Genomic DNA, 2,139 nt, shown 5'->3' with positions numbered 1-2,139 from the left:
TCAACCACTTCGACGGCGCCCCCCGCTACGACGACGCCGCCCTGCGCGACTCGCTGTCCATGGCCGACGACCGGCCGCTGGTCTGGCTGGACGCCCGGATGCGCGCCTCGGCCAAGCAGGCACTGATCGCCCTCGTCACCGCCATCCTCACCCGTTGACACCCGGAGCTTCCGCGATGACCCCCTCTACGACCCCCTCCATCGCCGTCCCCCGGCTGTTCGGCGAGGACTTCGCCGCCCGGCCGCAGGACGCCTACGACGCGCTGCGCGCCGGCGGCCCCGTCGCCTGGGCCGAGATCGCACCCGGCGTGTACGCGCTGGTCGTCACCGGCCACCGCGCCGCCGTCACCCTGCTCAACGACACCGCCACCTACAGCAAGGACAGCCGCGGCTGGGCCGCCCTCAACAGCGGGCAGGTCCCGCCCGACAGCCCGGTCCTGGCGATCATGGGCTACCGGCCGAACCTGCTGTACGCCGACGGCCACGAGCACGAGCGGCTGCGCAGAGCGATCGAGGACTGCGCGGCCCGCATCGACCTGCACGAACTCCGGGAGAGCACCCAGCGCCACTCGCTCGCCCTCATCGCCCGCTTCGCCCCGGCCGGGCGCGCCGAGTTGATGACCGACTTCGCCGACACGATCCCGCTGCTGGTCTTCACCGACATCCTCGGCTGCCCCGCCTCCATGGTCGGCCGCATGGTCACCGGCTGCCAGCTCCTCATGAGCGGCGGTCCGCAGGCGATGCAGGGCGCGGCCGACTTCGCCCGATGCCTGGCCGAGCTCATCGCGATGAAGCAGGACGCCCCGGGACCGGACTTCACCTCCTGGATGGTCGCCCACCCCAACCGGCTCACCACCGAGGAGATCCTCCACCAGCTGTTCTGCTTCGTCGGCGCCGGCGTCATCCCCACCGCCGCCTGGATCGCCTCCGGCCTGCGGCTGCTGCTGGAGGACGAGGCCTACGCCGGCGACCTGACCGGCGGCGCGGTCACCGTACGGCGCGCCATGGAGCAGGTGCTGTGGACCCGCTCGCCGATGGCCAACTTCAGCGTGCACTACGCCCGCCGCGCCACCATGCTGCACGGCGCCCCGATCCCGCCCGGCGTGCCGATCCTGATCAGCCACGCCGCCACCGGAACCGACCCGGACCTGCCGCCGGGCCTCGGCTACGACAACCGCTCCCACCTGGCCTGGTCCGCCGGCCCGCACCGCTGCCCGGCCGACGGCCACGCCGCCGTCATCGCCCAGACCGCGATCGAGACGCTCCTGGACCGGCTCTGGGACCTGCGGCTGACCGAGACCGACGTGCCCAACCGGCCCGGCCCCTTCCACCAGTGCCCCGCCTCCCTCAGCGTCGCCTTCCGCCCCCAACCGGTCCAGAACTCCCGATGACGGCCCAGTGCTTCCAGCCGCATGGCAAGGCGCCCTGCCGTACGGGCCGACCCGCACCGGGCGGTTCACCGGCTGGTGTGCGGATCTCGTCTGCGGGTAGACGCAGGAAGGTGAGACAGGCACGACGGACATCGCCGTCGCTTTTCGGCCGGACTCGCAGGCGCCGTCTTCGGACGGCATCCAGTGGACTCCTGCGGGTCCTCGCCCTTCCCGCAGAGATACGGCCGTGACCGATCCCGCCGCCGGCTCCGCCGGTCTCGCCGACCAGACCAGCACGATCGTGGCCGGGCAGTACGGGGTGCTGACGGCCGACGCCGGCCTCCTGCACGGCCCGCTGAAGGTCACCACCCGGCTGACCGGCGGCCGGCTGCGGATGCGGGTTCAATCGACCGACGACGGCGCATGGCATGAGGTGGCGGGCAGTCGGGGTGGTGCCGGTCGCGCGTGCCTGCTGTACCCACAGGCGCAGCGTCTCGCGGTTGACGCCCAGGTCCTCGGCCACCGACGCGTAGGTCCGGGCCGGGTCCGACAGGTACAGCGCGACGGCGTCGGCTTTGAACTCGGCTGAGTAGGCCTTCATGGCCATGCGGAACTCCTTGGTCTCCAGATCTCCATGATCCGGCACTCAAGGTGTCCATACTTCGGGGTGAGGACCCGATGACCTCGACGAAGGCGTGGTGCTCGCCGGGCAGGCCGGGGGCGTCGCGCAGCATCTCGGCGTAGCCGCGGATGACGCCGATCGGACCGCG

General features: G+C 72.2%; 1 protein-coding gene and 1 pseudogene. One reads left to right on the top strand and one right to left on the bottom strand.

The features are described from left to right. Nucleotides 1-175: 175 nt before the first annotated feature. Nucleotides 176-1,390, top strand: coding sequence for a cytochrome P450 (locus tag ACFOWE_RS18400; protein ID WP_377289372.1), 1,215 nt, complete (start codon nucleotides 176-178; stop codon nucleotides 1,388-1,390). 418 nt (nucleotides 1,391-1,808) lie between these two features. On the opposite strand, the pseudogene ACFOWE_RS18395 reads toward ACFOWE_RS18400, so the two are convergent. Then, nucleotides 1,809-1,976, bottom strand: a pseudogene (locus ACFOWE_RS18395) (transposase); the annotation flags it as partial. Nucleotides 1,977-2,139 lie beyond the last annotated feature (163 nt).

The sequence above is a fragment of the Planomonospora corallina genome (assembly GCF_042650625.1).
In the GTDB taxonomy this organism is placed as follows: Bacteria; Actinomycetota; Actinomycetes; order Streptosporangiales; family Streptosporangiaceae; genus Planomonospora_B; species Planomonospora_B corallina.
This window is presented reverse-complemented; position numbering and strand designations above follow the sequence as displayed.

Excerpts from the sequence above, each read along its gene's own strand:
- ACFOWE_RS18400 (WP_377289372.1), top strand. The coding sequence starts at position 176 with ATGACCCCCTCTACGACCCCCTCCATCGCCGTCCCCCGGCTGTTCGGC.